The sequence below is a fragment of the Caulobacter zeae genome (assembly GCF_002858925.1).
Lineage (GTDB): Bacteria > Pseudomonadota > Alphaproteobacteria > Caulobacterales > Caulobacteraceae > Caulobacter > Caulobacter zeae.
Genome location: NZ_PJRS01000042.1, coordinates 1 through 25,347, shown reverse-complemented (window position 1 = coordinate 25,347; position 25,347 = coordinate 1). Strand labels below are relative to the sequence as shown.

22 protein-coding genes are annotated in these 25,347 nt (G+C 69.1%); 17 read left to right on the top strand and 5 right to left on the bottom strand.

The genetic code is table 11. The features are described from left to right. Window positions 1–175: 175 nt before the first annotated feature. Together SGCZBJ_RS20545 and SGCZBJ_RS20540 are read left to right on the top strand one after the other, a co-directional pair. Window positions 176–754, top strand: coding sequence for a hypothetical protein (locus SGCZBJ_RS20545; protein WP_101719800.1), 579 nt, complete (start codon window positions 176–178; stop codon window positions 752–754). A 132-nt stretch (window positions 755–886) separates the two neighbouring features. Then, a complete protein-coding gene (locus SGCZBJ_RS20540; protein WP_205685437.1) occupies window positions 887–2,716 on the top strand; it encodes a glycoside hydrolase family 9 protein in 1,830 nt (609 codons plus the stop codon). On the opposite strand, the gene SGCZBJ_RS20535 is transcribed toward SGCZBJ_RS20540, so the two are convergent. Next, window positions 2,713–3,114, bottom strand: coding sequence for a MerC domain-containing protein (locus SGCZBJ_RS20535; protein WP_101719798.1), 402 nt, complete (start codon window positions 3,112–3,114; stop codon window positions 2,713–2,715). The two genes, SGCZBJ_RS20540 and SGCZBJ_RS20535, sit on opposite strands and share 4 nt — an antisense overlap. A gap of 293 nt (window positions 3,115–3,407) precedes the next feature. Here SGCZBJ_RS20535 and SGCZBJ_RS20530 point away from each other — a divergent pair, with 293 nt between their 5' ends. Continuing rightward, window positions 3,408–4,871, top strand: a complete 1,464-nt coding sequence (locus tag SGCZBJ_RS20530; protein ID WP_101719797.1) for a catalase — start codon at window positions 3,408–3,410, stop codon at window positions 4,869–4,871. A gap of 70 nt (window positions 4,872–4,941) precedes the next feature. Here SGCZBJ_RS20530 and efp read toward each other — a convergent pair whose 3' ends face one another. Next, window positions 4,942–5,508, bottom strand: coding sequence for an elongation factor P (efp, locus tag SGCZBJ_RS20525; RefSeq protein WP_101719796.1), 567 nt, complete (start codon window positions 5,506–5,508; stop codon window positions 4,942–4,944). A 135-nt stretch (window positions 5,509–5,643) separates the two neighbouring features. On the opposite strand from efp, the gene epmA reads away from it, so the two are divergent. The 3 genes from epmA to SGCZBJ_RS20510 all read left to right on the top strand — a co-directional run bounded on the left by epmA (window position 5,644) and on the right by SGCZBJ_RS20510 (window position 7,582). Beyond that, window positions 5,644–6,696, top strand: coding sequence for an EF-P lysine aminoacylase EpmA (gene epmA, locus SGCZBJ_RS20520; protein ID WP_101719795.1), 1,053 nt, complete (start codon window positions 5,644–5,646; stop codon window positions 6,694–6,696). Window positions 6,697–6,700: 4 nt separating this feature from the next. After that, entirely contained in the window at window positions 6,701–7,072 is a 372-nt protein-coding gene (locus SGCZBJ_RS20515; protein ID WP_101719794.1) for a hypothetical protein, read from the top strand. Between the two features lie 69 nt (window positions 7,073–7,141). Next, window positions 7,142–7,582, top strand: coding sequence for a VOC family protein (locus SGCZBJ_RS20510; RefSeq protein WP_101719793.1), 441 nt, complete (start codon window positions 7,142–7,144; stop codon window positions 7,580–7,582). Window positions 7,583–7,761: 179 nt separating this feature from the next. Here SGCZBJ_RS20510 and SGCZBJ_RS20505 read toward each other — a convergent pair whose 3' ends face one another. Then, window positions 7,762–8,637, bottom strand: a complete 876-nt coding sequence (locus tag SGCZBJ_RS20505) for a LysR substrate-binding domain-containing protein (protein WP_101719792.1) — start codon at window positions 8,635–8,637, stop codon at window positions 7,762–7,764. A gap of 128 nt (window positions 8,638–8,765) precedes the next feature. Here SGCZBJ_RS20505 and SGCZBJ_RS26395 point away from each other — a divergent pair, with 128 nt between their 5' ends. From SGCZBJ_RS26395 to SGCZBJ_RS20470, 8 genes are all read left to right on the top strand, one after another. Beyond that, window positions 8,766–8,891 carry a hypothetical protein gene (locus SGCZBJ_RS26395; protein ID WP_276308972.1) on the top strand — a complete coding sequence of 42 codons (126 nt, stop codon included), beginning with the start codon at window positions 8,766–8,768 and terminating at the stop codon, window positions 8,889–8,891. Between the two features lie 130 nt (window positions 8,892–9,021). After that, complete coding sequence (locus SGCZBJ_RS20500; protein WP_420808182.1) at window positions 9,022–10,065, top strand: lysine-2,3-aminomutase-like protein; 1,044 nt, start codon at window positions 9,022–9,024, stop codon at window positions 10,063–10,065. A 4-nt stretch (window positions 10,066–10,069) separates the two neighbouring features. Further along, entirely contained in the window at window positions 10,070–10,831 is a 762-nt protein-coding gene (locus SGCZBJ_RS20495) for a pseudouridine synthase (protein WP_101719791.1), read from the top strand. Window positions 10,832–11,107: 276 nt separating this feature from the next. Then, window positions 11,108–11,344, top strand: coding sequence for a BA14K family protein (locus SGCZBJ_RS20490; RefSeq protein ID WP_101719790.1), 237 nt, complete (start codon window positions 11,108–11,110; stop codon window positions 11,342–11,344). Between the two features lie 139 nt (window positions 11,345–11,483). Further along, window positions 11,484–12,809 (top strand): MdtA/MuxA family multidrug efflux RND transporter periplasmic adaptor subunit, encoded by a 1,326-nt coding sequence (locus SGCZBJ_RS20485; RefSeq protein WP_101719789.1) that lies wholly within the window; start codon window positions 11,484–11,486, stop codon window positions 12,807–12,809. 15 nt (window positions 12,810–12,824) lie between these two features. After that, window positions 12,825–15,947 carry a multidrug efflux RND transporter permease subunit gene (locus tag SGCZBJ_RS20480; RefSeq protein WP_101719788.1) on the top strand — a complete coding sequence of 1,041 codons (3,123 nt, stop codon included), beginning with the start codon at window positions 12,825–12,827 and terminating at the stop codon, window positions 15,945–15,947. Further along, window positions 15,944–19,144, top strand: a complete 3,201-nt coding sequence (locus SGCZBJ_RS20475) for an efflux RND transporter permease subunit (protein ID WP_101719787.1) — start codon at window positions 15,944–15,946, stop codon at window positions 19,142–19,144. Before SGCZBJ_RS20480 ends, SGCZBJ_RS20475 begins: the two co-directional genes overlap by 4 nt. Beyond that, complete coding sequence (locus SGCZBJ_RS20470) at window positions 19,141–20,574, top strand: efflux transporter outer membrane subunit (protein WP_101719786.1); 1,434 nt, start codon at window positions 19,141–19,143, stop codon at window positions 20,572–20,574. Before SGCZBJ_RS20475 ends, SGCZBJ_RS20470 begins: the two co-directional genes overlap by 4 nt. 114 nt (window positions 20,575–20,688) lie before the next feature. Here the strand turns inward: SGCZBJ_RS20470 and SGCZBJ_RS20465 are convergent, their stop codons facing one another. Beyond that, window positions 20,689–21,090 (bottom strand): CZB domain-containing protein, encoded by a 402-nt coding sequence (locus SGCZBJ_RS20465; RefSeq protein WP_240621595.1) that lies wholly within the window; start codon window positions 21,088–21,090, stop codon window positions 20,689–20,691. 184 nt (window positions 21,091–21,274) lie between these two features. Between SGCZBJ_RS20465 and SGCZBJ_RS20460 the strand changes: the two genes are divergently transcribed. Then, complete coding sequence (locus tag SGCZBJ_RS20460; protein ID WP_101719785.1) at window positions 21,275–21,541, top strand: FecR/PupR family sigma factor regulator; 267 nt, start codon at window positions 21,275–21,277, stop codon at window positions 21,539–21,541. A gap of 124 nt (window positions 21,542–21,665) precedes the next feature. Here the strand turns inward: SGCZBJ_RS20460 and SGCZBJ_RS20455 are convergent, their stop codons facing one another. Then, window positions 21,666–24,665 (bottom strand): TonB-dependent receptor domain-containing protein, encoded by a 3,000-nt coding sequence (locus SGCZBJ_RS20455; RefSeq protein ID WP_101719784.1) that lies wholly within the window; start codon window positions 24,663–24,665, stop codon window positions 21,666–21,668. A 227-nt stretch (window positions 24,666–24,892) separates the two neighbouring features. On the opposite strand from SGCZBJ_RS20455, the gene SGCZBJ_RS20450 reads away from it, so the two are divergent. Together SGCZBJ_RS20450 and SGCZBJ_RS26245 are read left to right on the top strand one after the other, a co-directional pair. Then, complete coding sequence (locus tag SGCZBJ_RS20450; RefSeq protein ID WP_058346819.1) at window positions 24,893–25,099, top strand: hypothetical protein; 207 nt, start codon at window positions 24,893–24,895, stop codon at window positions 25,097–25,099. Window positions 25,100–25,236: 137 nt separating this feature from the next. Next, window positions 25,237–25,347, top strand: a 111-nt coding sequence (locus SGCZBJ_RS26245; RefSeq protein ID WP_240621511.1) for a hypothetical protein, incomplete at its 3' end; no start/stop codon positions are given.

Here is a 25,347-nt window from a genome sequence, read left to right as displayed (position 1 = left end):
CGGCGCCGTCGCGCTCGTTCCCGGACGGGCGGCGCGGCCGCTCTCCCCATGGCGCCAGCCTGTCTTCCAGGGACGCCCTTCGCGCCCGAAAGACCCAGTAGCCAGTCAGCGTCCGCGTCCAGCCCATCGCGCGCGGTCCATGTCGGCCGCCGCTGTCCAACGGAGGTACGACCCGATGACCGTGACCACCCGCCGCTTCCTGATCGCCTCGACGCTCGCCCTGGCCGCCGTAACGGCCTCGCCCGCTGCCGGCCTCGCCCAGCCGATAACCCCGCGCGTCTCCGAAGCCGAGGTCATCGCCGCGACCGAGGCCTGGGGCAAGGGCCTGGTGTCGATCTCGGTCGCCTACGACGGCAACGAGGCCAACTTCGAGAAGGCCAAGGCCGTCGCCAGCGACTTCATCGACAAGGCCTATGGCTATCAACTGGGTCCCGTGCTGTTCAAGCCGACCCTGACCCGCCAGCCGCAGACCTTCCGCACGACCAAGACCGGCGCCATGGCCTATTTCGTCGGTCACGACAAAGCCTATCCCTATGACGACGGCTTCGCCCTGCTGCCCTGGCGCAGCGTGAGCTACAAGCCGGTCGGCATCCAGATCAACGGCGCGGTCGCCAGCACCATGGGCCGGCTGGAGCTTCGCGACGCCGACGGCAATCCGACCGTGGTCGACAAGACCTGGGTGTTCAAGAAGGACGAGCGCGGCGCGCTGCGGATCATCGTCCACCACTCCTCGCTGCCGTTCGTGGGCTACTAGGGCCGACGGCGGGCTCGGATCGCCCGAAGTCCGTCGCGCCACACCAGCGCGTGACAACGCTGTCAGATATCGCCTAGGGTCTCGCCGGGGCGCGAAAAGACGCCCATCTGTTTCGCGTCCCGGAGGAAGCCCTTGCCGCACCGTTCGATGCTCGCCCTGCTGGCGGCGACCGCCCTGGCCGCCCTCGCCTCGCCCAGCCTCGCGGCCGAACCGATCGCGCCGATCCGCCTGAACCAGGTCGGCGTACTGGAAAGCGCAGGCAAGCTGGCGGTGCTGCCGGAGACCTCGACGACGCCCCTGGCCTGGACGCTGGAAGACAAGGACGGCCGGGTCGTCGCCAAGGGCCAGACCCGCGTGGTCGGCCCCGACGCGGCCTCGGGCGAAAGCCTGCACCAGATCGATTTCTCGGCCGCCCCGGCCGGCTACGGCTATCGGCTGAAGCTCGGCCAGCGGACCAGCCGGCCGTTCGCCGTCGACGCCCATCCCTATGCGCGGCTCAAGCGAGACGCTCTCGCCTTCTTCTACCAGAACCGCAGCGGCGTCGCGATCGAGGCCAGGAACGGCGACGATCCCAAGCTGGCGCGTCCGGCCGCCCACGCGCCCGACCGCGCCACCTGCTTCAACGGCCAGGACCACCGCGGCCAGGTCTGGGCCGGCTGCGGCTACGAGCTGAACGCCAGCAAGGGCTGGTACGACGCCGGCGACCACGGCAAATACGTGGTCAACGGAGGCATCGCCGTCTGGACGCTGGTGAACTATCACGAGCGCCTGGCCGCCCGGGGCAAGACGCCCGACTTCGCCGACGGCGTCCAGCGCATCCCCGAAGCCGGCAACGGCGTCTCCGACCTGCTGGACGAGGCCCGCTGGGAGCTGGAGTTCCTGCTGCGTATGCAGGTCCCGCCCGGAACGACCATGGCCCTGCCGATCGGCAAGCAGGACAAGGGACAGCTGGCGCTGACCAATGTCGACGCCTCGGGCATGGCCCACCAGAAGCTGACCGACGCCTATTGGACCGGCGTGCCGACCGCGCCGCACGAGGACCCGGCCCCGCGCTACCTGTTCCATCCGACCACCGGCGCGACCCTGAACCTGGCCGCCGTCGCCGCCCAGTGCGCGCGGGTGTGGAAGGACGTCGACCCGGCCTTCTCGGCCCGCTGCCTGAAGGTGGCCCGGTCCGCCTTCGACGCGGCCCGGCGCAATCCGGAGATCTACGCCCACAGCCAGTTCAACGGCGGGGGCGGCTATGGCGACGGCGAACTGGGCGACGAACTGTTCTGGGCCGCGGCCGAACTGTGGGCGACCACTGGCGAGGCGTCTTACGGCGAGGTCGTGCAGGGCTCGCCCTACATGCCGGCCGCCGGCAAGCCGGCCGAGGCGCCCGGCTGGGGCTCGACCTCGACGCTGGGGGTGATCTCGCTGGCCCTGTCGGACAAGGTTCCAGCGTCCGTGCGCGAGGCCGCCCGCGCCGGCGTTGTCGCCGCCGCCGACAGGTACGCCGCCGAGGATCTTCAGGCCGGCTATCGCCTGCCGGACGCCGGGACGCGCTATGTCTGGGGCTCGAACGGCGTGATCATGAACCGCGCCATGGTGCTGGGCCTGGCCTTCGACTTCACCGGCAAGACCGCCTATCGCCAGGCCGCCGCCGACGCCATGGACTACGTGCTGGGCCGCAACCCGCTGGACCAGTCCTATGTGACAGGTTGGGGCGCGCGACCGATGAAGCATCCGCACCACCGCTTCTGGGTGGGCAAGGGCAAGTACCCCGCCCCGCCGCCCGGGGTGATCTCGGGCGGGCCCAACAACACCGCCTTCAGCGACGAGGTCGCCAAGACGATGGAAGGCAAGTGCGCGGCCCAGACCTGCTGGACCGACAGCATCGACGCCTTCACGCAGAACGAGGTGGCGGTGAACTGGAACGCGCCGTTCTTCTGGGTGGCGGCGTTCCTGGATGAGGCCCCTTAAGCCGCCGGCTCCAGCTTGCCCTGCTCGGCGCACGAACAGATCCGGGCGTTGAGCAGGTGGACGCCGGCCAGGGCCAGGCCGCCCAGGCTGGTCAGGGCGGCTTCGGCCCAGTCGGCCATTGGCGCGAAGGCGCCGGCCGCCATCAGCGACAGGCCGGCGACCGCCAGGGCCACCATGCCCGGACGCCGCCAGTTGCCCGAGCGCGCCAGAGCGAAGACCGAGACCGGCGCGGCCATGGCCAGGAACAGCGGGTGCAGCCACTCGGCATGCGACAGGTTCGCGGCCAGCGGCAACAGGGCGGCCATGGCCGGCAGGGCAAGGCAGTGCACCAGGCACAGGCCTGAAAGGCCGATCGCAGCGCCGTCGAGACCCCGTTGCAGGTGGTTGTGGCGAGCCATGGGGTACTCCGGATGCGAACGGTCGAGGCGACTTAAATGTTATTACGTAACACCAGGTCAAGAGTGAGGCGGCGAATTTTGTGAAGGCCCCCTCCGGCCCTCCGGGCCACCTCCCCCAGAGGGGGAGGATCTGGAAGGGTCGCGCCAAGAAGATGCTCCCCCCCTGTGGGAGCTGTCGGCAAAGCCGACTGAGGGGGCTCCCCGCTTGCACCTTCTGAACGACGCGATCGTTCAAGCCCGCAACCGGCGCCATCGGCGAGTCTTGCCGCCACGCAACACCGTCGGAGGCCGCCATGTCGGACGCCCGTTTTTCCCGCGCCAACGGCGCGCCCGTGCATGACAACGTCAATATCGAGACCGCCGGCCCGCGCGGTCCGGCCCTGCTGCAGGACATCTGGCTGCTGGAGAAGCTGGCCCATTTCGACCGCGAGGTGATCCCCGAGCGGCGCATGCACGCCAAGGGCTCGGGCGCCTACGGGACCTTCACGGTGACCGGCGACATCACCCGCTTCACCAAGGCCAGGCTGTTCTCGGAAGTGGGCAAGGAGACGCCGGTGTTCCTGCGCTTCTCGACCGTGGCCGGCGAGCGCGGGGCGGCCGACGCCGAGCGCGACATCCGCGGCTTCGCGGTGAAGTTCTACACCGAGGAAGGCAACTGGGACCTGGTGGGAAACAACACCCCGGTGTTCTTCTTCCGCGACCCACTGCGCTTCCCCGACCTCAACCACGCGGTCAAGCGCGACCCGCGCACGGGCATGCGCAGCGCCCAGAACAACTGGGACTTCTGGACCCTGCTGCCCGAGGCGCTGCACCAGGTGACGATCGTGATGAGCGAGCGCGGCCTGCCGCGCGGCTATCGCCACATGCACGGCTTCGGCAGCCACACCTTCAGCTTCATCGACGCGGCCAATGAGCGGGTGTGGGTGAAGTTCCACTTCCGCAGCCAGCAGCCGATCGAGAACCTGACCGACTCGGAGGCCGAGGTCCTGGTCGGCAAGGACCGCGAGAGCAGCCAGCGCGACCTCTTCGAGGCCATCGAGCGCGGCGAGTTCCCGCGCTGGACCCTCTACGTCCAGATCATGACCGATGCGCAGGCCAAGGCCTTCCGCTTCAACCCGTTCGACCTGACCAAGGTCTGGCCCAAGGGCGAGTTCCCGCTGATCGAGGCCGGCGTGCTCGAGCTAAACCGCAATCCCCAGAACGTCTTCGCCGAGGTCGAGCAGGCCGCCTTCACGCCGGCCAACATCGTGCCCGGCATCGGCTTCTCGCCCGACAAGATGCTGCAGGCGCGCCTCTTTTCGTACGGCGACGCCCAGCGCTATCGGCTGGGGGTGAACCACGTGCACATCCCGGTGAACGCGCCCAAGTGCCCCTATCACAGCTATCACCGCGACGGGGCGATGCGGGTCGACGGCAATCTCGGCGCCACGCCGACCTACTGGCCCAACAGCCGCGGCGAGTGGGTCGACCATCCGCACATGGCCGAGCCGCCGCTGGCCATCGAAGGCGCCGCCGCCCACTGGGACCACCGCGTCGACGACGACCACTACCAGCAGCCGGGCGACCTCTTCCGGCTGATGGACGCCGGGCAGCAGCAGGCCCTGTTCGAAAACACCGCCCGTTCACTGGGCGGCGCCAGCGCCGACATCCAGCAGCGCCACATCGCCAACTGCGCCAAGGCCGACCCGGCCTATGGCGCGGGCGTGGCCGAGGCCCTCTCGCGCCTGGCCCCGCCCCAGGTCGCGGCGGCCGAGTAGCGCCCAAGAAAAATCCCGGCGACCTCGCGGTCGCCGGGATCATCTGTTTTCGGAAGCGATCGAAGGACGATCAGTCCTTGGCGCGTTCCTGATAGCTGTTGTCTTCCGTCAGGATGATCACGCGGGTGCCCACGGTGATGTAGGGCGGCACGGTCGTCTTGACGCCGTTGCTGAGCACGGCCGGCTTGTACGACGACGAAGCGGTCTGGCCCTTCACTGACGGTTCGGTCTCGACGATCTCGAGAACCACGGTGCGCGGCAGTTCGATGGCGATCGGCACGTCATTGTGGGTCGACAGCTGGACCGTCATGTTCTCCTGCAGGTAGGGCGCGGCGTCGCCGATCACGTCCTCGGTGGCCACGAGCTGGTCGTAGCTTTCCGGGTTCATGAAGTGGAAGCCCTCGCCGTCCTGGTACAGGAAGGTGTGGTTGCGCTGGTCGACGAAGGCGCGCTCGACCTGCTCGGTGGTGCGGTAGCGTTCCGACACCTTCACGCCGTCGCTGATGCGGCGCATGTTGAGCTGGGTCACCGGGGTGCCCTTGCCCGGGTGGATGTTGTCGACGGTCAGGACGACATAGAGCTTGCCTTCCATGTCGACGACGGCGCCCTTGCGGAGCGAGCTGGCGGCTACCTTCACGTGAGAGTCCTCGAAGATCGGGCGACGGCGCGTTGACCGCGCGCGCGTATATTGCAGATGAATCCGTGTGCCCCTCTATAGCGAACGGGGCTAGATCGCCAGCCCTTCCGTCGTTTCGAGCCGCCGAGAGCCAAAGTGTCAGCCCCCTCTCCTTCTCCCTGGTGGAGCCCCGGCAAGCACCAGGACCGTCGTCCGTTCCTGCTGGCCCGCAATCGGATCACGGCGGCGGTGCGGAGCTGGTTCGCAAGTCGCGACTTCCTGGAGATCGACGCGGCCTGCCTTCAGGTCTCGCCCGGCAACGAGGCGCACCTTCACGCCTTCTCGACGGAAGCGATCAGCCTGACGGGCCAGCGCGCGCCGTTGCACCTGCACACCTCGCCGGAGTTCGCCTGCAAGAAGCTGCTGGCCGCGGGCGAGCAGCGGATCTTCAGCCTGGGCAAGGTGTGGCGCAACCGCGAGCGCGGGCCGCTGCACCATCCGGAGTTCACCATGCTGGAATGGTACCGGGTCGGCGAGCCCTACGAGACCCTGATGGACGACTGCGCGGCCCTGATGGCCCTGGCGGCGGAGACGGCCGGGACGAAGCTCTTCTCCTTCCGGGGCCAGGACTGCGATCCCTTCGCCGCGCCCGAGCGGCTGACGGTGGCCGACGCCTTCGTGCGCCACGCCGGCGTGGATTTGCTGGCCAGCCTCGGCGAGGGCGGCCGGACCGATCGCGACGCCCTGGCGGCCTCGGCTGCGGCGGCGGGGATCCGGGTCTCGGCCGACGACACCTGGGCCGACGTCTTCAGCCGCGTCATCGTCGAGAAGGTCGAACCCAATCTGGGCATCGGCCGCCCCACCGTGCTGTGCGAGTACCCCACGGCCGAGGCGGCCCTGGCGCGGCCCAAGCCGTCGGACCCGCGCGTGGCCGAACGCTTCGAGCTCTATGCCTGCGGGGTGGAGCTGGCCAACGCCTTCGGCGAACTGACCGACGCGGCCGAGCAGCGCCGCCGGTTCGTGGCCGAGATGGACGAGAAGCAGCGCGTCTACGGCGAGCGCTATCCCGTCGATGACGACTTCCTGGCCGCCCTGGAGCACATGCCGGCCGCCGCCGGCTCGGCCCTGGGCTTCGACCGCCTGGCGCTGCTGGCCACCGGCGCGCGGCGCATCGACGAGGTGCTGTGGGTTCCCGTGGCCGAGGTTTGAGACGATGAAGGCGCTCGCCCTGTCCGTCCTCGTTCTGGTCGCCTTCACCGTCCAGGCATGCGGTCCCGACACCCAGGATCGCCGGCGAACCCAGGCGCGCGAAGCCGTTCGCGCCGCGGGCTTCACGGACGCCCAATTCCAGCGCGGCCAATCCCCCTCTCTGCTGAGCCTCTGCAAGGTCGGCCAGACCCGCAACCGCGGCTTGGCCTTCCACTGGCGGACCGAGGAAGCCTCGGGCCTCTACTGCGCCCGCGACGACGGAAGGGCCGACGAGATCCTCCTGCTTGAAGGCGCCCGGCCCGCCGTCCCGGCGGGCGAGATACCGATCGTCGACGCCTCGGCCGCCGCGCGAAGGCTGGCCAGGACGGTGCGCTGACGCGCTGTCGACAGATCGTCGTTCTCCTGCGCTAGTTTCCCCAAAGGAGACATGTCCAGGGAGGACGCCATGAAGATCGTCACCAGCCTGAGCTTCCAGGGCGAATGCCGCCAGGCCTTCGACTTCTACGCCAAGGTGCTGGGCGGCAAGGTCACCGCCGCCTTTCCGTTCGGCGAAGGCCCCGCCGACATGCCGGTCGACGCGAAATACAAGGACTGGCTGATGCACGCCTGGCTCGACGTCGGCGACCAGTCGCTGATGGGCGCCGACATGCCGCCCGAGTTCGCCCCCAACATCGACAAGCCCAAGAACGGCTTCGACGTCACCTTCCACACCGAGGACGCCGCCGAGGCCAAGCGGGTGTTCGAGGCCCTTTCCGAAGGCGGCAAGGTCGGCATGCCGTTCGCGCCCACCTTCTGGTCGCCCGGATACGGCAGCCTCACCGACAGGTTCGGCATCCCATGGATGGTCAATACGATCCCTGGCGCGGACTGGGCGCCGGGGCAGTAAGGTCGGCGCCCCTGAAATTCGTCATCCCGGAAAGCCCGCAGGGCTTATCCGGGACCGAGGGGACTGGGCGAAGCATCGGGTTCACCTCCGGGCGGCCGCCCGCGCATTGCGGCTGCCCCTGGGTCCCGGCTCTCCGCGCTGCGCGCTACGGCCGGGATGACGATGGTGGGGATAGACGCCTAAGCCTCGCGCCCCACCTCGGCCAGCAGCCAGTCGCGCACCTTGAGAATCCGCGCCAGCCGGGGCGCGTCGGCGCGCCAGACGACGTGGTGGCCGGTCTCAACCTCGACCTCGCCGGCGAAGGGCCGCACCAGCCGGCCGTCGCGCAGGTCGCGTTCGGAAAGACCTTCGCGGGCCAGGGCGACGCCGATGCCTTGGGCGGCGGCGTCGAGCATCACCGAGGTGTCGTCGAAGGCGATGCCGGTGATCATTTCCGGCGGCTCCAGGCCCATGCCCCGGAACCAGACCGCCCAGTGCACGCCGGTGTGGCGCAGCAGCGGCACGGTCAGCAGATCGGCCGGACCGCTCATCGGGTGGGTCTCAAGAAAGCCCGGCGAGCAGACCGGGAACAGCCGCTCGCCCAGCAACGGGATCGACTCCAGCCCCTCCCAGGGCCCCCGCCCGAAGCGCAGGGCGATGTCGACGCCGTCGGTGCGCAGGTCGGCCTTGCGGTCCTCGATGCGCAGTTGCAGGTCGGCCTCGCCGGTGTCGGCCGCCAGGCGGGCCAGGCGCGTCACCAGCCAGCGGCTGGCGAAGGCCGAGGTGGCGCTGACCACCAGCGGCCCCGCCAGGGTCTGGCGCGCGGTCTGCACGCCGGCCTTGAGGATCGCCAGCGCCTCGGCCACGTGCTCGGCCAGCCGCCGGGCGGTGGGCGTAGGGAGCATGTCGTTGCCCTCGCGCCGGAACAGGACCGCGCCCAGTTCCTCCTCCAGCTTGCGGATCTGCTGGCTGACCGCGCCGTGGGTGACGTGCAGTTCGTCGGCGGCGCGGCTGTAGCCGCGATGACGATAAGCCGCCTCCAGGGCGACCAGGGAGCCGAAGGGCGGAAGCCGCACGCGCGCCTCGCTTGTTAGCCAGACTCACAACTTGGCGCAGAAGGCATCGTTCGTAAAGCGCGCCGCGATTTGAGATCGTCTTCCTACGGCCGCCCTCCTCTTCGACCGCATCTAACAGGAACAAGACGATGAAACTGCTGCTCGTCGGCGGCGCCCTGGCGCTCGCCCTGATGGGCGCGCTCGACCGCGCGCCCTCCTCGCCCTTCAGCCCCGAGCCCTGGCCCGGCAGCGTGCCGATCCACAGCCCGCGGTGACGCGCTCACCTCTATATCTCCCGTCATTCCCGCCCTTGAGGCGGGAATGACGGGAGATAAAGGGGATCGTAGCGTTCCCCACACCGAGATTTGCCAACCACGCCCGTTCGGCGCATATCCCGCAGCGATCATGATCGCCGCCAAGAAGACCCTTCGCAGCGCCGGCGCCCTGGCCGAGGCCGGGCTCGTCGCCGCCGACCGCCTGCCGGCGCTGGAGCGCGTGGCCGCCCAGTACGCGGTGGCCATCACGCCGGACATGGCGCAGCTGATCGACGAGGCCGATCCGTTCGATCCGATCGCGCGCCAATTCGTGGCCGACGAAGCCGAGCTGACGACCCTGCCCGCCGAGTCCGAGGACCCGATCGGCGACTTCGCCCACAGCCCGGTCGAGGGGATCGTCCACCGCTATCCCGACCGCGTGCTGCTGAAGCCCACCCACACCTGCGCGGTCTATTGCCGGTTCTGCTTCCGCCGCGAGATGGTCGGTCCCGAGGGCCTGAAAACCCTGTCGCCCGACGAGCTGGACGCGGCCTTCGCCTATATCGCCGCCCGCCCGCAGATCTGGGAGGTGATCGTCACCGGCGGCGACCCACTGGTGCTATCGCCGCGCCGCATCGCCGACCTGATGGACCGCCTGGAAGCGATCGAGCACGTCAAGGTCGTGCGCTTCCACACCCGTATTCCTTCCGTGGATCCAGCGGCGGTGACGCCCGAACTGGTCGCGGCGCTGAAGCGCGGCTCCAAGGCGGTCTATGTCGCCCTGCACGCCAACCACGCCCGCGAACTGACCCGCGCCGCCCGCGCCGCCTGCGCGAAGCTGGTCGACGCCGGCGTGCCGATGATCGGCCAGACCGTGCTCCTGAAGGGCGTCAACGACGATCCCGAAAGCCTGGGCGCGCTGATGCGGGCGCTCGTGGAGACGCGGGTGAAGCCCTACTACCTGCACCAGGGGGATCTCGCCCCCGGCACCAGCCACCTGCGCACCTCGGTCGAGGAAGGCCAGGCGCTGATGAAGGCCATCCGCGGCCGCTATTCGGGCCTGTGCCAGCCGACCTACGTGCTCGACATCCCCGACGGCCACGGCAAGGTTCCGATCGGCCCCACCTATCTCGACGACGGCGCGGTGGAAGACCCGCGCGGCCAGACCCACGCCTATCCCCCGAAAGCCGACTGATCCCATGGCCTGGACCCGCACCTACGACGAGGCCGAGCCTCAGCGCGTCAACAAGTGGCTGGCCCAGAGCGGGGTCTGCTCGCGCCGCGAGGCCGAGGGCCTGATCGGCCAGGGCCTGGTGACCATCGACGGCGAGGTGGTGGAAGACGCCGGCCGCAAGATCCAGCCCGGCCAGACCCTGGTGCTGAACGACGGCGCGACCCAGAAGCTGGGCGCGGCCATGACGGTGATGATCCACAAGCCGGTGGGCATCGTCTCGTCCCAGCCGGAGGGAGAACAGATCCCGGCCGTGCGCCTCCTGACCAAGGCCGCCCAGTTCGGCCAGCCCGGTCCCGTCCCCGGCCGCGACAGCAAGCTGGCGCCGGTCGGTCGCCTGGACATGGACTCCCGCGGCCTCTTGATCCTCTCGGAGGACGGCGTGGTGGCCAAGGCGGTGATCGGACCGGAGTCGACGCTGGAGAAGGAATACCGCGTCCGGGTTCGGGGCGAGCTGACCCGCGAGAAGATCGACTGGCTGCGCCACGGCCTGGAGCTGGATGGCCGCAAGCTCAAGCGCGCCGTCGTCGACCGCCTGGGCCAGGAGACCCTGCGCTTCGTGCTGACCGAAGGCCGCAATCGCCAGATCCGCCGCATGTGCGATCTCGTTGAACTGGACGTCATCGACCTCTTCCGCCACCGCGTCGGCCCGATCGAGCTGGGCGACCTGCCCGAAGGCCGCTGGCGTCCCCTAACGCCCGCCGAGCGCGAGGCGCTGATCCGGGGGTAATTCCCCCTTCCCCGCCCGTCATTCCCGCCCCTGTGGCGGGAACCCCTCTGTCAGCCGCAGGCGCAGTAGTGGCGGATCGCCAGCGATCCGCTTGCGCTCCACGTGCGAGCGGAGCCAGGGGTTCCCGCCACGAGGGCGGGAATGACGGGAGTAAAAGCACCACCGCCCAACTCCCGCCACGGCGTGTTGCAAGTTCGCCGAAAGCCGTTTCAAAGCCGCAACATCGTCGCGACGTGACGTTGTTAGCCAGTCGATCCCAATACACTGGAGATCGACATGAAAGTCGTCGTCACCGCGCTCGCCCTCGGCGCCCTCGCCCTGTCCACCCCCGTCCTGGCGCAAGGTCACGACCGCCACGAGGCGCCCGCGCCGCGTCACGAGCAGGCCAAGCCGGGCAAGGAAACCAAGCAACAGCGCCACGTGCGCGCCTGCAAGGCCAAGTACCGCAGCTACGACGTCAAGCGCGACGCGTACCGCGGCCAGGGCGGCCGATGGATCAAATGCCGCCTCTAGCAGTTTAGCTTGAGCGTCGGGTCGCCAGGGTCGGCGACCCGACTTTTCGTGCATCGCTTAAGCTTCCGCCGGGGTCCCTGAAGGGCGACGGCGTTTTCGACCATCTTCGTCGCCGCCCGTTCGCGCCCAGAGGCCGTCCATGACCGAACCCCGCCCGTCCCTCGCCGTCCGCAAGCCCAGCCGCCGGGCGCGGATCATCGGCGGCGCCGTCGCCCTGGCCGCCCTAGCGGGCGTGGGCGTCCTGGCCTGGACGCTGCTGAACGGCGGCGGCGGCGACACGGGTCCGGGCGGGCCCGGCGGTCCCGGAGGCCCTCCGGGCGGCGGCGGCCGTCGCGGCGGTCCGGCCAGCACCGTGGCGGTGGCTGCGGCGGCCAAGGCCGACCTGCCGGTGGTGATCGAGGCGCTGGGCACCGTCACGCCGGCGGCGACCGTCACCGTCAAGCCGCAGGTCTCGGGCGTCATCACCCAGGTGCTGTTCCGCGAGGGCCAGATGGTCCAGGCCGGCCAGACCCTGGTGCAGATCGACCAGCGGCAGTTCCAGATGGCGCTGATGGAGGCGCAGGGCAACCTGACCCGCGACGAGGCCCAGCTGGCCGTCGCCCGCCTGACCCTCAAGCGCTACCAGACCCTGCTGGAGCAGGACTCCATCGCCCGCCAGGAGGTCGACACACAGGCCGCCACCGTCAAGCAGCTGGAAGGCACGGTGATGAGCGACCGCGCCGCGGTCGGTACGGCCCGCCTGAACGTGGGCTTCTCGCGCATCACCGCCCCGGTCAGCGGCCGCGTGGGCCTGCGCGTCGTCGACGTCGGCAACTACGTCGCCTCGGGCGACGCCAGCGGCGTGGCGGTGATCACCACCCTGTCGCCGATCGACGTCGAGTTCACCGTCCCGCAGGACGACGTGCCGCGCATCTCGCAGCGGGTGTTCGGCGGCGCGACGCTGCCGGTCACGGTGCTGGACCGCACGCGCACCAACACCCTGGACCAGGGGACCTTCTCGACCCTGGACAACCTCGTGGACACCGGCACCGGCACGGTGAAGGGCAAGGCCCGCTTCCCCAACAGCGGCGGCAAGCTGTTCCCCAGCCAGTTCGTCAACGTCCGCATCCAGCTCGACACCCTCAAGGACGCCGTGGTCGTGCCGGCCACCGCCGTGCGCCAGGGCTCGGACGGCGCCTTCGTCTGGAAGCTGAAGGACGACCAGACCGTCACCAAGACCAAGGTCACGACCGGCCAGTCGACCACCACCCAGGTGGCGATCACGCAAGGGCTCGCCGTCGGCGACAAGGTCATCACCGAGGGCGGCGACCGCCTGACCGAGGGCGGCAAGGTGCAGCTGCCGGGCCAGGCGGCCCAGCGCCAGGGCGGACAGCGCGGCGAGAAAGGCCAGCGCGGCAAGCGTCCTGAAGGCGCGCCTCCCGGCGGCGGCGCCCAAGACGGCGAACGTCGTCGGCGTCCCGAGTAAGCCGGCGGACGGTCGATGAACCCCTCGCGCCCCTTCATCCAGCGGCCGGTCGCCACGGCCCTGTTCATGGCGGCCATCGTGCTGGCCGGCCTGGTCGGCTTTCGGCTGCTGCCGCTGTCGGCCCTGCCGCAGGTCGACTACCCCACCATCCAGGTCCAGACCCTCTATCCGGGGGCCAGCCCCGAGGTGATGAGCCAGACCGTCACCGCCCCGCTGGAGCGCCAGCTGGGCGAGATGTCGGGCCTGGCGCGCATGAGCTCGGTCAGCACGGCCGGCGCCAGCGTCATCACCTTGCAGTTCAACCTGGGTGAAACCCTCGACGTCGCCGAGCAGGAAGTGCAGGCGGCGATGAACGCGGCCAATTCGCTGCTGCCGGCCGACCTGCCCGCCCCGCCGGTCTACGCCAAGGTCAATCCGGCCGACGCGCCGGTGCTGACCCTGTCGATCACCTCCGACACCCTGCCGCTGACCGAGGTGCAGAACCTGGTCAACACGCGCCTGGCCCAGAAGATCAGCCAGGTCTCGGGCGTGGGCCTGGTCTCGCTCAGCGGCGGCCAGAAGCCGGCGATCCGCATCCAGGCCGACACCCAGGCCATGGCCTCCTACGGCCTGACGCTGGCAGAGCTGCAAAGCGCCATCGACAACTCGAACGCCAACAGCGCCAAGGGCAGCTTCGACGGCCCCACCCGCACCTACACGATCAACGCCAACGACCAGCTGCTGACGGTCGACGACTATCTGAACCTGATCGTCACCTACAAGAACGAGGCCCCGATCCGCATCCGCGACGTGGCCAGCGTCGTGCAGAGCGCCGAGAACACCCGCCTGGGCGCCTGGGCCGGCAAGACCCCGGCGATCATCGTCAACGTCCAGCGCCAGCCGGGCGCCAACGTCATCAAGACCGTCGACGCCATCAAGGCCAAGCTGCCCGAGCTGCAAGCCGGCCTGCCGGCGACGCTGAAGGTCGAGGTGCTGGCCGACCGCACCACCGGCATCCGCGCCTCGGTGCACCACGTGGAGATGGAGCTGATCCTGGCCGTGGTGATGGTCGTGCTGGTGATCTTCTTCTTCCTGCACTCCATGCGGGCGACGATCATCGCCAGCCTGGCCGTGCCGATCTCGCTGATCGGCTCGTGCGGGGTGATGTACCTGCTGGGCTACTCGCTCAACAACCTCTCCCTGATGGCCCTGACCATCGCCACGGGCTTCGTCGTCGACGACGCCATCGTGATGATCGAGAACATCATCCGCCACATGGAGAAGGGCGAAAAGCCGATGCAGGCGGCGCTGAAGGGCGCGCGCGAGATCGGCTTCACCATCATCTCGCTGACCATCTCGCTGATCGCGGTGCTGATCCCGCTGCTGTTCATGGGCGACGTGGTCGGGCGCCTCTTCCGCGAGTTCGCCGTCAGCCTGGCCATCACCATCCTGATCTCGGCCGTGGTGTCGCTGACCCTGACGCCGATGCTGTCGGCCCGCTGGCTGAAGAGCCACGAGGAGGACAAGCCCGGCCGCGTCGGCCGCAAGGCCCAGGAGGTCTTCGAGAAGATCGAGGCCCGCTACGAGACGGCGCTGGCCTGGGTCATGGCCCGCCAGAAGGCCACCCTGGTCGTGGCCGTCGCCACCCTGGTGCTGACCGGCGTGCTCTACATGGTCATCCCCAAGGGCCTGTTCCCCACCCAGGACACCGGCCAGCTGCAGGCCCGCACCGAGGTCGAGCAGTCGGTGTCCTACGAGCGTATGGCCGGCCTGCAGCAGCAGGCTGCCGCGGCGATCCTCCAGGACCCGGCCGTGGCCAGCGTGGCGTCGTTCATCGGCGTCGACGGGGCCAACAACAGCATGCTCCACACCGGCCAGATGCAGATCAACCTGAAGGGCGACCGCAAGGGCTCGCAGGAAAAGATCATGCAGCGGCTGCGCGATCGCGTGGCGGGCGTGCCCGGCGTCACCCTCTATCTCCAGCCGACCCAGGACCTGACCATCGACGCCGAGAGCGGTCCGACCCAGTACCGCCTGTCGCTGGAAGGCGCCGACACCGCTACCGTCAAGGAATGGGCCGGCAAGCTCTCCGAAAAGCTGGCCAGCGTGAAGGCCGTCCGCAATATCTACAGCGACGCCTCGGCCACCGGCGCGGCCGCCTATATCGACATCGACCGCGACACCGCCGCCCGGCTTTCGATCACCGCCTCGGACGTCGACGACGCCCTCTACAGTGCGTTTGGCCAGCGGATCGTCTCGACCATCTTCACCGAGACCAACCAGTACCGCGTGATCCTGGAGGCCAAGCCCGGCCTGCTGACCGACCCGGCCTCGCTGGGGAACCTCAACCTGCGCACCGGCGGCGGTTCGCCTGCGCCGCTGGCGGCCTTCTCGACCATCAAGGAGCAGCAGTCTCCGCTGCAGGTGACCCACGTGGCCCAGTTCCCGGCCACCACGATCGGCTTCGACACCGCCCCGGGCGTCTCGCTGGGCCACGCCGTAGACGAGATCCGCGCGGCGATGAAGGACATCGCCATGCCCTCGTCGGTGACCCACACCTTCCTGGGCGCGGCCGGGGCGTACGAGAACTCGCTCTCCAACCAGCTGTGGCTGATCCTGGCGGCCGTGGTCTGCGTCTACATCGTGCTGGGCGTGCTCTACGAGAGCTACATCCACCCGCTGACCATCCTCTCGACCCTGCCCTCGGCCGGCGTCGGCGCCCTCCTGGCGCTGTGGCTGACCGGCCATGACCTGGGCGTGATCGGGATCATCGGCATCATCCTCCTGATCGGCATCGTCAAGAAGAACGCGATCATGATGATCGACTTCGCCATCGAGGCCGAGCGCAACGAGGGCAAGTCGCCGGAGGAGGCCATCTTCCAGGCCGCCATCCTGCGGTTCCGCCCGATCCTGATGACCACGCTGGCGGCCCTGTTCGCCGCCGTGCCGCTGATGCTGGGCTTTGGCGAAGGCGCCGAGCTGCGCCGTCCGCTGGGCATCGCCATCTTCGGCGGCCTCCTGGTCAGCCAGCTCCTGACCATGTTCACGACGCCCGTCGTCTACCTCGCCTTCGACCGCATCGCGCCCTCGGGCAAGAAGCGCCGCGACAAGGGGGATGAAGATCGCGTCGACCAGCCGCTGCCGGGGCTGCCGTCATGAACCTGTCGGCGCCCTTCATCCGCCGGCCGGTGGCCACGGTCCTCCTGACCATCGGCCTGGCCCTGGCCGGCGTCTTCGCCTTCTTCGTGCTGCCGGTCTCGCCCCTGCCGCAGGTGGACTATCCGACCATCTCGGTGTCGGCCAGCCTGTCGGGGGCCAGCCCCGAGACCATGGCCTCCAGCGTCGCCACACCGCTGGAACGGCGCCTGGGCGTCATCTCCGGCGTCAACGAGATGACCTCGCAGAGCTCGTCGGGCTCGTCCCGGGTGACCTTGCAGTTCGACCTCAACCGCAAGATCGACGGCGCCGCCCGCGAGGTGCAGGCGGCCATCAACGCCGCCCGCGCCGACCTGCCCGCCACGCTGCGCAGCAACCCGACCTATCGCAAGATGAACCCGTCGGACTCGCCGGTGATCATCCTGGCCCTGACGTCCGACACCAAGACCCCCGGCCAGATCTACGACGCGGTGTCGAACATCGTCTCGCAGCGGGTCTCGCAGGTGCAGGGCGTAGGCGACGTCGAGATCGGCGGCGGCTCGCTGCCGGCCGTGCGGATCTCAGTCAATCCGTTCCTGCTCAACAAGTACGGGGTCAGCCTGGAGGACGTTCGCGCGTCCATCCAGTCGGCCAACGCCAACCGCCCCAAGGGCGCGGTCGAGGGCGACGGCAAGCGCTTCCAGATCTACACCTCAAGCAGCGGCCGCAAGGCGGCCGACTACGCGGGCCTGCTGGTCGCCTGGCGGGGCGACGCGGGCGTCAAGCTGTCGGACGTCGCCAGCGTCACCGACAGCGTCGCCGACACCCGCACGCTGGGCCTGTTCAACGGCAAGCCGGCGATCATCGTGCTGATCACCCGCCAGCCGGGCGCCAACATCATCCAGACCGTCGACAGCGTGCGCGCCGCTCTGCCCGAACTGCGCGAGCAGTTGCCCGCCGACATCAAGGTGCAGGTGGCCAGCGACAGCACCAACTCGATCCGCGCCTCGCTACACGAGATCGAGGTCACCCTGCTGATTTCGATCGTGCTGGTGGTGCTGGTGGTCAGCGCCTTCCTGCGCAGCGCCCGGGCGACCTTCATCCCGACGGCCGCGACCATCGTCTCGCTGCTGGGCACCTTCGGCGTGATGTACCTGATGGGCTTCTCGCTGAACAATCTCTCCCTGATGGCCATCACGGTCGCGACCGGCTTCGTCGTCGACGACGCCATCGTGGTGCTGGAGAACACCCAGCGCCACATCGAGGCGGGCATGGATCGCTTCAAGGCGGCCGTGCTGGGCGCGCGCGAGGTCGGCTTCACCGTGCTGTCGATCAGCGTCTCGCTGGTGGCGGTGTTCATCCCGCTGCTGTTCATGGGCGGCCAGGTGGGACGCCTCTTCCGCGAGTTCGCCGTCACCCTGTCGGCGGCGGTGCTGATCTCGCTGGTCATCAGCCTGACGACCACGCCGATGATGTGCGCCTACATGCTGAAGGCCCGTCCGGAGGGCCACAAAGAAGGACCCGTCGCCCGCTTCTTCGAGCGGATGTTCGACAGGATCCAGGCGATCTACGCCCGCACGCTGGACTGGGCCCTGCACGCCAAGCCGCTGGTGATGGTCATGCTGGTCGCCGTCATCGGCATGACCGTCTGGCTCTACATCGCCGTGCCCAAGGGCTTCTTCCCGCAGCAGGACAGCGGCCAGCTGATGGCCGGCATGCGGGCCGACGAAAGCGTCTCTTCCAAGGCCATGCAGGCCAAGCTGCGGACCGTCGTCGACATCATCCGCAAGGACCCCGCCGTCGACACCGTGGTCGGCTTCACCGGCGGCAATCGCGCGGGCGGCGGCTTCATGTTCGTCAATCTGAAGCCGATCAAGCAGCGCAAGGAGAAGGGCAGCGCCGTCATCGCCCGCCTGCGGCCGCAGCTGCAGAAGGTCACCGGCCTGTCGATCTTCCTCAACCCCGTGCAGGACGTGCGCATGGGCGGCCGGTCGAGCAACTCGACCTACCAGTACACCCTGACCAGCGACTCCAGCGCCGCCCTCAAGGAATGGGCGCCGAAGCTGGCCGAGGCGATGAAGACCCATTCCGACGTCATGACCGACGTCGACAGCGACCAGTCGGAGAACGGCGTCGAGACCCTGGTGACGATCGACCGCGACAGCGCCTCGCGCATGGGGGTCACGCCCCGGGCGGTGGACAACGCGCTCTACAACGCCTTCGGCCAGCGCCAGGTCGGGACCATCTACGAGGACGTCAACCAGTACGGCGTGATCCTGGAGTGGGACCAGAAATTCGCCCAGGGCCCCGAGGCGCTGAACGACGTCTATGTGCCGACCTCGACCAGCGGCACGACCACGGCGGCCAGCACCAGCGGGGCGTCGGTCAATCCCTCGCAGCGCGACGCTTCGACCGGCTCGACGCTGAACACCTCGGCCACGCCGATGACGCCGCTGACGGCGATCGCCAGCGTCAGCCAGAACGCCACCCCGACCAGCGTCAACCACCAGAACGGCGAGCTGGCGACCACCGTGTCGTTCAACCTGCCGGACGGGGTTTCGCTGTCTCAGGCCCAGGCGGCGATCACCCAGGCCGAGGCCGACATCGGCCTGCCGACCAGCGTGCGCGGCAGCTTCCAGGGCAGCGCCCGCAGCTACAACGAGCAGATGAAGCAGCAGCCGTTCCTGATCGCGGCGGCCATCGTGGCGATCTATATCGTGCTGGGCATCCTCTACGAGAGCTACGTCCACCCGGTGACGGTGCTGTCGACCCTGCCCGCCGCCGGCGTCGGGGCGGTGCTGGCGCTCCTGCTGTTTGGCATGGAGTTCTCGATCATCGCCCTGATCGGAGTGTTCCTGCTGCTGGGCATCGTCAAGAAGAACGCCATCCTGATCATCGACTTCGCCCTGGAGGCCCAGCGCGGCCGGGGCCTGACGGCGATCGAGGCCGTTCGCGAAGCCAGCCTGCTGCGCTTCCGCCCGATCCTGATGACCACCCTGGCCGCCGCCCTGGGCGCCCTGCCCCTGGCCATCGGTTTCGGCGAAGGCGCCGAGCTGCGCCGGCCGCTGGGCATCACCATCATCGGCGGCCTGATCGCCAGCCAGCTTCTGACCCTCATCACCACCCCCGTGGTCTACGTCTATCTCGACCGCCTGCGCGGCAAGCGGCGCGACGAGCGCGACCTGACCCACATGCCCTCCGCGCCGGAGCTCGCCCGATGACCGCCCGCCTCCTGACCGCCCTGCCCCTCGTCGCCCTGATGGCCGCCTGCTCGACGACGCCGGCCTACGAGACGCCCAAGCTGGCCTCGCCGACGCCCGCTGCGTGGAAGGCGATGGACGGCTGGAAGGCCGCCACGCCCTCCGACCATCTCGATCGCGGCGACTGGTGGACCCTGCTGGGCGACGCCCAGCTGAACGCCCTGGCCGAGCGGGTGAAGGTGGACAACCAGACCATCGCCGCCGCCGAGGCCGCATATCGCCAGGCCCGCGCCCTGGTCCGCGAGCAGCGCGCCTCGCTGTTCCCCAGCGTCGACCTGTCGGCCTCGGGCACGCGCTCGGGCGGCGGCGGGACCAGTAGCGCGCCGGGCGCCGGCGGGGCCACCAGCTCGGGCGACACCAAGCGCTACGCCGCTAGCATCGGCGCCAGCTGGGAGCCTGACGTCTGGGGCCGCATCCGCGCCTCGATCGGCAACGCCGACGCCAGCGCCCAGGCCAGCGCCGCCGACCTGGCGGCCGCCCAGCTGTCGGCCCAGGGCGAGTTGGCGACCAATTATCTGGGCCTGCGCCAGAGCGACATCGAGATCGCCCTCGTCCAGGCCACGGTCGACGGCTACCAGCGCAGCCTGAAGATCACCCAAAACCGCTACGACGCCGGCATCGCCCCGCGCTCGGACGTGCTGCAGGCCCAGACCACCCTGGCCAACGCCCAATCCAGCCTGGAGGGCCTGACCCAGACCCGCGCCACCTACGAGAACGCCATCGCCGTGCTGGTCGGCCAGCCGGCCAGCGGTTTCCGCATCGCCGCCGATCCGAACTGGACCGCGAGCGTGCCGGAAATCCCGACCGGCCTGCCCTCGACCCTGCTGGAGCGCCGTCCCGACGTCGCCGCCGCCGAACGTCGCGTCGCCGCCGCCAACGCCCAGATCGGCGTGGCCCGCGCGGCCTATTTCCCGAGCTTCACCCTCAGCGGATCGGGCAGCTCGACCGCCAGCGTCTTGGGCGACCTCTTCTCGGCCTCGGCCAACACCTGGTCGCTGGGCCTGTCGGCGGCCCAGACCCTGTTCGACGCCGGCGCCCGCAAGGCCCAGGTCGCCCAGGCCCGCGCCTCGTATGATGCGGCCGCCGCCAACTACCGCCAGACCGCCTTGACCGCCTTCCAGGACGTCGAGAACCAGCTGACGGCAGTGCGGGTGCTCGAGCGCCAGTACGCCCTGCTGGAAACCGCCTCCAAGGCCGCCGACCAGACCGAGCAGATGCTGCTGAACCAGTATCGCGCCGGCCAGGTGGCCTATACCGACGTCGTCACCGCCCAGGCCTCGGCCCTCTCGGCCCGCCGGGACCTGGCCTCGGCCCGCGTCTCGCGCCAGACCGCGGCCGTGGCCCTGGTGCAGGCGATCGGCGGCGGCTGGACGGGGCTGGAGGGCAAATAGAAGCTGAAAGCAATGGGTGGTCCTCGTCCTTCAACAAGCTCAGGAAGAGGACCATTCAAGCGCCGGCGATGAAAAACCTCATCCTGAGCTTGTCGAAGGACGAGGTTTCGCCCCTTACCCCGCCGACGTTTCCATCGCCACGCGCAGCTTGCGGAAGGCGGCGGCAAGGTCGGCCTTGGCGCCGGCCAGGGCTCCGCCGTTGCGGACCGCCCGGCGGGCGTCGGCGACCGCGCCGCGGTTGATCTGGTCGGCCACCTGGCCCGCTATGCGGTGGAAATCGCGGTGGGCTTCGAGGCAGTGCAGGTGCAGGTGACTGCCGGGCATGCGCCGATGGCCCTCGCCATGCAGCCACTGGCCGGCGGCGCAGGTCCGCTCGGCCCGCACGGCGGCGGCGTCGACCGTGCGTCCGTCCGCCATCGCCGTCTCCAGCGTGTCGCAGATGCGGTTGTGAAACTGGGTCTGTTCCAGGAAGTCCATGAGCACGCCCCCGCGCTTAGCCAGCTGAAACCGGGGCATGGCGGCTCTCGGTTTCGCCAGTGTTGCGGCAAGGTTGCGGTTTGACGAAACCGCCATCGCAGCCTGGCAGCGCATCTGTTTAGGGAGCAGAGGGTCGCAGGACGGCCGGCGATATCCGGGCGCGTCCCGCGCGAAACACGCACGCAACACCAGCCCGCATGATCGCGGTCAGGAGTGAGTGTGCATGACCCGAACCGAAGACGACCTCCGCGAAGCCGCCGCCTGGCTGGAGCGCCTGCGGTCGCCCGAAGCCGGGCAAGGCGACCAGGAAGAATTCGAGACCTGGGCGGCTCACCCCCGCCGCCGCGACGCCTTCGAGGCGGTGAGCGCCGTCGACGCCGAGATCACGAGCTGGGACCCGCCCGCTCCAGCCTCGCCCTGGCCAATCCTCGGGGCGCTCGCCCTGGGCGCCGGCGGCTTGATGGCCGCGGCGGGACTGCTGATCCACTGAACGCGAAAAGGGCGCCGGTCCGCCAAGACCGGCGCCCTTCCTCGCCGCCGCCGGGGCTGACTGGGCGGCGAGCGCCGGGCGCGCAAAGGGGGAGAAGCGCGCCCGGGTTGGCTTCAGGCTTCGACTAGAAGCGCTTGCGGATGCCCACGTAGTAGGAGCGGCCGAGCACGTCGTAGTTCTGCGGGTCGTAGTTGCCCTCGGTGTCGCCCACCTGCGGCGGAGCCTTGTCGAACAGGTTGTTGACGCCGAAGCGCAGGGCGGTGTCCCAGGGCAGCTCGACGCGGCCGTTCAGGTCGAAGGCGTTGTAGGCCTTCACGCCGCGCGAGGTGCTGGTCGGGGTGACGACCTTGGCCGAGTTCTCCATGGCCTCGATCCAGCGCCAGCGCAGGCCCAGGCTCGCCGGACCCCAGGTGTAGGTGCCCGAGGTGACCGACTTCCACTTCGGGTGAGCCGTGCCGGCGGTGCTTTCCACGCCCGTGCCGATGGTGCCGACATAGTCGTAGACCGGCGCGCCCGGCAGGTTCTGGATCTTGAACTTGTCGGTGTAGCCCAGGGCCACGTTCAGGGCGAACGAGCCCGGGATCATGTCGAGCGCGCTGTCGGCGAAGTCGAAGCTCCAGTCGACCTGCACGTCGACGCCGGTGGTCTGGAACTGGCCCAGGTTCAGCAGCGGCTGGACGGGGTTGGTCGGCACGCCGCTGGCCGAGTTACGGGTCAGCAGCGAGCAGTAGTAGTTGCTGGGGTCGTAGGACGGGTTGGAGCCGCCCGAGTTGAAGCAGAACTGGAAGGCGTTGACGATCGACAGGCTGCCGATCGCATCCTTCACCTTGATGTCGTACCAGTCGATCGAGGCCGTCAGACGGCTCAGCAGCGGGTTCTCGAACGGCGAGCGCAGGACGGCGCCGAACGAATAGGTGTCGGCGGTTTCTTCCTGCAGGTCAGGGTTGCCGCCGGTGAGGGCGAACACCTGGGCCGTGCCCAGCTGGTAGCTGTCGATGATCGCGGTCGGCACGCCCTGCGCCAGGCAGAGGCTGCGGACGGCCGCGGCGTTGGCGCCGGTGCGGTACGACGAGCGCACGTCGCAGGGGTCGCCGTTAGTGGTGGTCGACGAGGCCGTGCCGATGGCCACCGAACCGGTCGAGACCGGGGCGTAGAGCTCGCCGACACTCGGGGCGCGGATGGCGCGGTTGTAGCCGCCGCGCAGGCGGACGGGCTCGATGATCTTCCAGTCGAAGTCGGCCTTGTAGGTCTGCACCCCGCCCACCGAGCTGTAGTCGGAATAGCGGTAGCCGAGGTCGAGGTTGAACTCCTGCACCAAGGGCAGGTCCTTGACGATCGGCACCAGCAGTTCGCCGTAGACCTCGTAGGTGTCGACCGAGCCGGCGGCGTCGCGCAGCACGCTGTAGCCCAGGATGTCGCTGGTGCCGTCGGGCTGGTTCAGCTGGCTGTCAGGGGTGAAGGTGTATTCGTTCGAGCGATAGTCCGTACCGGCGGCGAACTTCACCGTGCCGGCCGGCAGGTCGAACAGCGAACCGGAGACGTTCACCTCGACCATGCGCTGCTCGAGGGTGTTCTGGTTCAGGGTGCGGCGCGACATGTAGCGGGCGCACTCGGCCGACGGCGTCAGGTTGCCGAAGGGGTTCCAGCCGCCGGCGCAGTATTCGGTGCCGCCCGTCGGGCTGTTGAGCAGGCGCGAGATGGCGCTGGCGCTGGCGCCGCCGGTCTGCTCGTTGTCGAACTTGGCGCGGCTGAACGAGACGTAGCCGTCCCAGGTCCAGTCCTTGAAGCCGGTCTCGCCCGACAGGCCGTTGGTGAACTGGAAGACGTCGTAGCTGTATTTCTGGATGCGCGGACCCAGGATATCGAGCGCCTTGTAGAAGGTGAAGGCGGCGTTCGGGGTCGGGCGCGAGGCCAGGATCGGACGGAAGTCGGTCGGGATGAACGGGTTGGAGACCGGCACCGTCAGGCCGTAGACGTTCGAGGCCAGGGTCGGGTTCGAGACGCCCACCGAGGTGTAGTCGGTGAAGGTGAACTGCGAGAAGAACTTGATGCTGTCGGTCAGGTCGTAGTCGACCTTGGCGAACACGGCGTAGCGATCGAGGTCCGACTGCATCGAGCTGCCGTTGTAGCCGAAGTTCACCTGCTGCGAGGTGCCCGAGGCGTTGGCGTTGACGATATAGGCGTTGTCGGTCTGCGGGTCGCGGAAGTTCAGGACCGGCACGCCCGAGGTCGAGAACAGGGTCTGGTCGGTGTTGAAGCCGATCTGGCCGGTGTAGCGGCCGGCGGCGTTGCCGGTCAGGGCGGCGGTGCCGTAGCTGCCTTGGAACAGGCTGTTGATCGAGGCCAGGGTCGGCAGGTTGGCGCCGAACAGCACCGTGCCCTGCGGGATGGTCGACAGGCCCGGCGCCGAGGTGCGGAAGATGTAGTAGTCGCGGGCGCTCTGCAGGGCGCGGTCACGGTTGGTGTAGTCGAACGACAGCACCGCCCGGCCCTTGCCCTCGGCGAAGTCCGAGCCGCCGGTGATCGAGAACCGGAACGACTCTGCGTCACCCTTTTCCGAGATGCCGTACTGGGCGTCGGCAGTAAGGCCGTTGAAGGTGCGCTTGAGCTTGAAGTTGACGACGCCGGCGGTGGCGTCCGAACCGTAGGCGGTGGAGGCGCCGCCGGTGATGACTTCGACGTTCTCGATCAGGGCTTCGGGGATGATGTTGAGGTCGACCGAACCGTCGGGGTTGGAGGGCTGCAGGCGGCGGCCGTCGAGCAGGATCAGAGTCCGCTTGGCGCCCAGGCCCCGGAGGCTGGCATAGGACTGGCCGCCGTTCAGGCCCGTGCTGGTCGAGCCGGTGTTGCCCTGGCCGAACGAGCCGGTGAACTGCGGCATCTGCGACAGGGCCTTTTCGACCGTCACCTGGCCGGTGGCCTCGATGGCGGCGGCGCCGACGGTCTGGATCGGGCTATTGGCCACATAGTCCTGGCGGGCGATGCGCGAGCCGGTGACGACCACGGCCTCGACGGCCTGGGGCTCTTCGGGGGCGGCCGCCTCCTGGGCGTGGGCGACGCCGAGCATCAGCGCGCCATACGCGCAGCCGCCGGCCATCATCCGCTTCAAGGTCCTCGATCGCATACTTGCATCCCCTTTGGATTTGGGTCGCGCCCCTCGCGCTTCCGATCCTCAAGACGCAGCCTGTTTCCGAACCCACACCTTCCCGACAACTTTTTGCCGTGAAGCCAAGTCACGGATCGGTAAGGGGAAAAATTTTTGCTTTCGGACGTGAGGAAACGCCGATGGCCTGCGTCTTGATAGATGCGGGCCGCTCATGTCGGCCTCCTGAACAGAGCTACGGGACCGCCATGCCGGACGTGATCCAGATCCCCGCCGAACATTTCGAGCGATTGAAGAGCCGCCTGCCCGCCATCACCCGCGAGCACCTCAACAACGTCTACGGCATCAGCGAGACGACCTGGACCAAGCTGCGTCGCGGCGAGCCGATCAAGCGCGTCACCTGGGAGCGGCTGCTCAGCCGCTACGAGCGCCTGCAGAAGGCCGCGGCATCCTGATCTTCGCGCTCTAGCGCTCCCGACACCGCCGGGCCGGCCTCGCCGCGCCCGCTGCCTGCCCCTTTCCCAAAATCCACGCGCTTCACGGACGCCCAGGCGGCGCCCGGCGCGTTCGCCGCGTGCGCAAAGGCTCCTTCATGAACAAACGCTTCGCCTATCTGATCGTCGGCGCGATGGTGCTGGGGGTGCTCGTCGGCTGGGGGTGCAACCAGTTCCTGGACGCCGAGGGGGCCAAGTCGGCCGCTTCG

Coding starts and splice junctions, on each gene's coding strand:
- SGCZBJ_RS20515 (WP_101719794.1), top strand. CDS start 6,701: ATGAAGGCGCTCGCCCTGTCCGTCCTCGTTCTGGTCGCCTTCACCGTC.
- SGCZBJ_RS20470 (WP_101719786.1), top strand. CDS start 19,141: ATGACCGCCCGCCTCCTGACCGCCCTGCCCCTCGTCGCCCTGATGGCC.
- SGCZBJ_RS20465 (WP_240621595.1), bottom strand. CDS start 21,090: ATGCCCCGGTTTCAGCTGGCTAAGCGCGGGGGCGTGCTCATGGACTTC.
- SGCZBJ_RS20500 (WP_420808182.1), top strand. CDS start 9,022: ATGATCGCCGCCAAGAAGACCCTTCGCAGCGCCGGCGCCCTGGCCGAG.
- SGCZBJ_RS20480 (WP_101719788.1), top strand. CDS start 12,825: ATGAACCCCTCGCGCCCCTTCATCCAGCGGCCGGTCGCCACGGCCCTG.
- SGCZBJ_RS20535 (WP_101719798.1), bottom strand. CDS start 3,114: ATGGCTCGCCACAACCACCTGCAACGGGGTCTCGACGGCGCTGCGATC.
- SGCZBJ_RS20450 (WP_058346819.1), top strand. CDS start 24,893: ATGCCGGACGTGATCCAGATCCCCGCCGAACATTTCGAGCGATTGAAG.
- SGCZBJ_RS20485 (WP_101719789.1), top strand. CDS start 11,484: ATGACCGAACCCCGCCCGTCCCTCGCCGTCCGCAAGCCCAGCCGCCGG.
- SGCZBJ_RS20495 (WP_101719791.1), top strand. CDS start 10,070: ATGGCCTGGACCCGCACCTACGACGAGGCCGAGCCTCAGCGCGTCAAC.
- SGCZBJ_RS20510 (WP_101719793.1), top strand. CDS start 7,142: ATGAAGATCGTCACCAGCCTGAGCTTCCAGGGCGAATGCCGCCAGGCC.
- SGCZBJ_RS20545 (WP_101719800.1), top strand. CDS start 176: ATGACCGTGACCACCCGCCGCTTCCTGATCGCCTCGACGCTCGCCCTG.
- SGCZBJ_RS26395 (WP_276308972.1), top strand. CDS start 8,766: ATGAAACTGCTGCTCGTCGGCGGCGCCCTGGCGCTCGCCCTGATGGGC.
- SGCZBJ_RS20475 (WP_101719787.1), top strand. CDS start 15,944: ATGAACCTGTCGGCGCCCTTCATCCGCCGGCCGGTGGCCACGGTCCTC.
- SGCZBJ_RS20455 (WP_101719784.1), bottom strand. CDS start 24,665: ATGCGATCGAGGACCTTGAAGCGGATGATGGCCGGCGGCTGCGCGTAT.
- SGCZBJ_RS20530 (WP_101719797.1), top strand. CDS start 3,408: ATGTCGGACGCCCGTTTTTCCCGCGCCAACGGCGCGCCCGTGCATGAC.
- SGCZBJ_RS20460 (WP_101719785.1), top strand. CDS start 21,275: ATGACCCGAACCGAAGACGACCTCCGCGAAGCCGCCGCCTGGCTGGAG.
- SGCZBJ_RS20490 (WP_101719790.1), top strand. CDS start 11,108: ATGAAAGTCGTCGTCACCGCGCTCGCCCTCGGCGCCCTCGCCCTGTCC.